At 75.7% G+C, this 4,730-nt stretch carries 1 protein-coding gene; it reads left to right on the top strand.

Translation table 11 applies throughout. The annotated features are described in order from the left end of the window. Positions 1–4,730, top strand: a 4,730-nt coding sequence (locus Mterra_RS18930; protein WP_275054860.1) for a glucoamylase family protein, incomplete at both ends; no start/stop codon positions are given.

Raw genomic sequence — 4,730 nt, 5'->3', positions numbered from 1 at the left:
GCGCTGGTCCCCCCCCGGACGCTCCCCCGGCTGGAGCTCGCCGCGGGCGTCCCCCCGCACCTGCGCACGCTGGTGGTCATCCCCACCCTCATCACCGACGCGCCGCAGGTCGCGGGCCTGCTGGAGCGGCTCGAGGTGCACTCGCTGGGCAACTCCGACGGCGACGTCCGCTTCGCGCTGCTCACCGACTGGGCCGACGCCGGGGGTGAGACCCTGCCCGGCGACGCGGAGCTGTTGGCCCAGGCCCACGAGGGCATCGGGCGGCTCAACCTCCGCTACGGCCCGCTCGAGGACGGCAGCCCGCGCTTCCTGCTGTTCCACCGGCGCCGGCGGTGGAACCCGCGCCAGGGCTGCTGGATGGGCTGGGAGCGCAAGCGCGGCAAGCTGATGGAGTTCGGCAACCTGCTGCGCGGCGCCGCCGACACCAGCTTCATCGCCACCGGCGAGCACCCGTCCGCGCCGCCGCCGGGGGTGCGCTTCCTGATCACGCTGGACGCCGACACCCAGTTGCCGCGGGGCGCGGCGCTGCGCCTGGTGGGCACCCTGGCCCACCCCCTGAACCGGCCCCGCTTCGACGCGCGCCGCCAGCGGGTGGTCGAGGGGTACGGCCTGTTGCAGCCGCGCGTCCTCCCCTCGCTGGCGGCGGAAGGGGAGGACACCCTCTTCCGCCACGTCTTCTCGGGGCCGACGGGCATCGACCCCTACGCGGGCGCCGTCTCCGACGTGTACCAGGACCTCTTCGGCGAGGGGAGCTATACCGGCAAGGGCATCTACGACCTCGACGCCTTCATGGACGCGCTCGAGGGGCGCATCCCCGAGGACGCCCTGCTCAGCCACGACCTGCTGGAGGGCTTTTTCGCCCGGGTCGGGCTGGTCGGCGACGTCGAGCTCATCGACGACTACCCGGCGCGGTACCCCGCCCACGCGGCCCGGCTGCACCGTTGGGCGCGGGGGGACTGGCAACTGCTGCCCTGGCTGTTCTCCCGCCGCGCCGCGCTCTCGCCGGTCGAGCGCTGGAAGATGCTGGACAACCTGCGCCGCAGCTTGTCGGCCCCGGCGGCCCTGCTCACCCTGCTGGCGGCCTGGCTGCTGCCGCCGGGCACGCCGGCCTCGGCGGGGGTCTGGAGCGGCCTGGTGCTGCTGTCGCTGGCCGTGCCGCCCCTGCTGCCGGCCCTGGGCGGGCTGATCCCCCGGCGCGCGGGCGTCTCCCTCCGCAGCCACCTCCGCCGCGCGGCCGGCGAGCTGACGCTGGCCGCGGCGCAGTTCGCCCTGAACCTGACCCTCCTGCCCGCCCAGGGCGGGTTGATGGCCGACGCCATCCTGCGCACCCTCGGGCGGCTGCTCGCCCGCCGCCGCCTGCTGGAGTGGCGTACCGCCGCCCAGTTCGCCGCCACGGAGGCCTCGAGCTCCCGGCCCCCCGACCGGGGGCCGGCCGCGGGCCCGTGGCTGGCCCTGCTGGGGGCGCTGGGGGTCGGGGGGTTGCGGCCCGACAACCTCCCCCTGGCCCTGCCCTTTCTGCTGCTGTGGGCCGCTTCGCCGGCGGTGGTGCGCTGGGTGGGTCGCCCGCTGGGGAGCGGGCGACCCCGGGCGCTCTCCCCCGCCGAGGCGGGGGAGCTGCGCCGGGTGGCGCGGCGCACCTGGCGCTACTTCGAGGCCTTCGTCACCCCCGAGCACCACTTCCTGCCCCCCGACAACGTCCAGGAAGACCCCATGCTCGTGGCCCGGCGCACCTCCCCCACCAACGTCGGCGTCTACCTGCTGGGCGCCGTGGCGGCCCACGACTTCGGCTGGAGCAGCCGGGGGGCGGCGCTGGAGCGCCTCGAGGCCACCGTGGGCACGCTCGAGCGCCTGCCCAAGCACCGCGGCCACCTCTTCAACTGGTACGACACCCGCGACCTGCGGGTGCTGACGCCCCACTACGTCTCGACGGTGGACAGCGGCAACCTGGCCGGCCACCTGCTGGCGCTCGAGCAGGCCCTGCTGGAATGGTCGCGGGGGGCGCCGCCGCTGGAGCGGGTGTTCGAGGGCCTGCGCGACGAGCTGGGCCTGCTGGAGGAGGCCGCGCAGCCCCTGGGGGACGCCCAGGGCAGCGCGGTAGGCCGCCGCCAGCTCGAGGCCGCCCTGAGAGCCGCGCGGGCCGGGCTCGAGGCGCCCCCCGCGACCGCAGGCGAGGGGTTGCCGCGCCTGCGGCAGCTCCAGGCCGAGGCGGCCACCCTCCTCGACATCGTCGAGGCCCTGCAGGCCGAGGGCCACCTCCCGGGCGACGGCGAGGCGCTGGTCTGGGCGAGGGCCCTCCGGCAGGCCCTCGCCGGCCACCTGCGCGACCAGCAGGCCGGCCAGGACCTCCCCGCCCGGGCGGCGGCCCTGGCCGGGCGGGTGGAGGCTCTGTTCGAGGCCATGGAGTTCGGCTTCCTGTACGACCCCTCCCGCAAGCTCTTCTCCATCGGCTTCGACGCCACCGCACAGCGGCTCGACCCGGGCTACTACGACCTGCTGGCCTCCGAGGCCCGCCTGAGCAGCTTCGTCGCGGTGGCTAAGGGCGAGGCGCCGGTCGCGCACTGGTTCCGCCTGGGCCGGACCCTGGTCCCGGTGGAGGGCTCGAGCGCGCTGGTCTCCTGGTCGGGCTCGATGTTCGAGTACCTGATGCCCACCTTGGTCATGCGCGAGCCGGCGGGGAGCCTGCTGGGGCAGACCTACCGCCGGGTGGTGCGCCGCCAGCAGAGCTACGCCCAGGAGCGGGGCGTCCCCTGGGGCGTGAGCGAGTCGGCCTACTACGCCCGCGACCTGGAGCTCAATTACCAGTACTCGAACTTCGGCGTGCCAGGCTTGGGGCTGCGGCGGGGCCTGGGCGAGGAGCTGGTGGTGGCCCCGTACGCCACCGCCCTGGCGGCGATGGTGGACCCGCCGGCGGCCCTGCGCAACTTCCGCCGCCTGGGCGAGGCCGGGGCCCGGGGGGACTACGGCTTCTACGACGCTCTGGACTACACCCGCGAGCGGGTGCCCGAGGGGAGGCCCTTCGGGCTGGTGCGCAGCTACATGGCCCACCACCAGGGGATGTCGCTGCTGGCCCTGGGCAACGCGCTGCTGGGGGGCGCCATGCAGCAGCGCTTCCACGCCGACGCGCGGGTGCAGGCCACCGAGGTGCTGCTGCAGGAGCGCGTGCCGCGCGACGTGATCGTGGCCCGTCCGCGGGTGCGGGAGCTCGAGGCGGCGGTCCACGCGGGCGAGCTGGCCCCGGCGCTGCGGCGCTTCACCTCCGTCGAGGCCCCGCCCCCCGCGCACCTGCTGGCCAACGGGCGCTACACGGTGATGCTCACCCCGGGGGGCTCGGGGTACAGCCGCTGGAACGACCTGGCGGTGACGCGGTGGCGGGAGGACCCCACCGGCGACGGCTGGGGGAGCTACATCTTCCTGCGCGACGCGCACAGCGGCCAGGTCTGGTCGGCGACCTACCGGCCCACGGCGGTCGAGCCCCAGGCCCTGGAGGTGCAGTTCCACGAGGAGCGCGCGCGCTTCTTCCGGCACGACGGCGACGTCGCGACCACCCTGCAGGTCCTGGTGGCCGCCGAGGACGACGCCGAGATCCGCCGGGTGACACTCAAGAACCACGGGGCCCGCACCCTCGAGATCGAGCTGACCTCCTACAGCGAGGTGGTGCTCGCCCCCCCGGCCGCCGACGCCGCCCACCCCGCCTTCGCCAAGCTCTTCGTCCAGACCGAGTTCGTGCCCCACAAGGGCGCCCTGCTGGCGACCCGCCGCCGGCGCTCGCCCGAGGAGAGCGGCGTCTGGGCGGCCCAGGTGATGGCCGTCGAGGGCGACGAGGCGGGCAGCTTGCAGTACGAGACCGACCGGGCCCGTTTCCTGGGGCGGGGGCGGGAGGTGGGGCAGGCCCGCGCGCTGAGGGACGGCCGCCCGCTCTCCGGGACCGTCGGGCCGGTGCTCGACCCCATCTTCAGCCTGCGCGGCCGGGTGCGCCTGAGGCCCGGGGCGGTGGCCCGGGTCAGCTTCGCCACCCTGGTGGCCCAGACCCGCGAGGCCGTACTCGAGCGGATCGACCGCTACCGCGACCCCGCCACCTTCGAGCGCGAGCGCGAGCTGGCCTGGACCCGCGCCCAGATCGAGCTGCGCCACCTGGGGATCGACCCCGACGAGGCCCTGCTGTTCCAGGAGCTCGCCGGGCGGCTGCTCTACGCCGACGCCGCGTTGCGGCCCTCGTCCGAGGCGCTCTCGCGCAGCAGCCTGGGCCAGCCGGGCCTGTGGAAGCACGGCATCTCCGGCGACCTGCCCGTCGTGCTGGTGCGGGTGAACCCGGGCGACGCGCGGGCGGTGGTGCGCCAGGTCCTGCGCGCGTTCGAGTACTGGCGGCGCAAGCGCCTGGCGGTGGACTTGGTCATCCTCAACGAGCAGCCGCCCTCCTACCTGCAGGAATTGCAGGGCGACCTCGAGGCGCTGGTGCGGATGAGCCGGCCCGCCTCCGGTCTCGAGCAGCCCCAGCCCCGCGGGGACATCTTCGTGGTGCGGGCCGACCGCCTGGATGAGGCCGACCTGAGCCTGCTGAACAGCACGGCGCGGGTGGTGCTGTGGAGCGGCCGGGGCAGCCTGGCCGAACAGCTCTCCCGGGCGCGGCCGCCGCGGCAGGGCGGGGGGCTGAACCCGGCCGCCGCGCGGGAGCCCGCCGGCGTCGCCCCACGGGGGCGGACCCCCGCCCCGGTCTTCCAGGGCCTCCTGCC

It is taken from the genome of Calidithermus terrae, from assembly GCF_003574345.1.
Classification (GTDB): domain Bacteria; phylum Deinococcota; class Deinococci; order Deinococcales; family Thermaceae; genus Calidithermus; species Calidithermus chliarophilus.
Note: the sequence above shows the minus strand (reverse complement) of the source record. Positions and strands in the feature narration are given on the sequence as shown.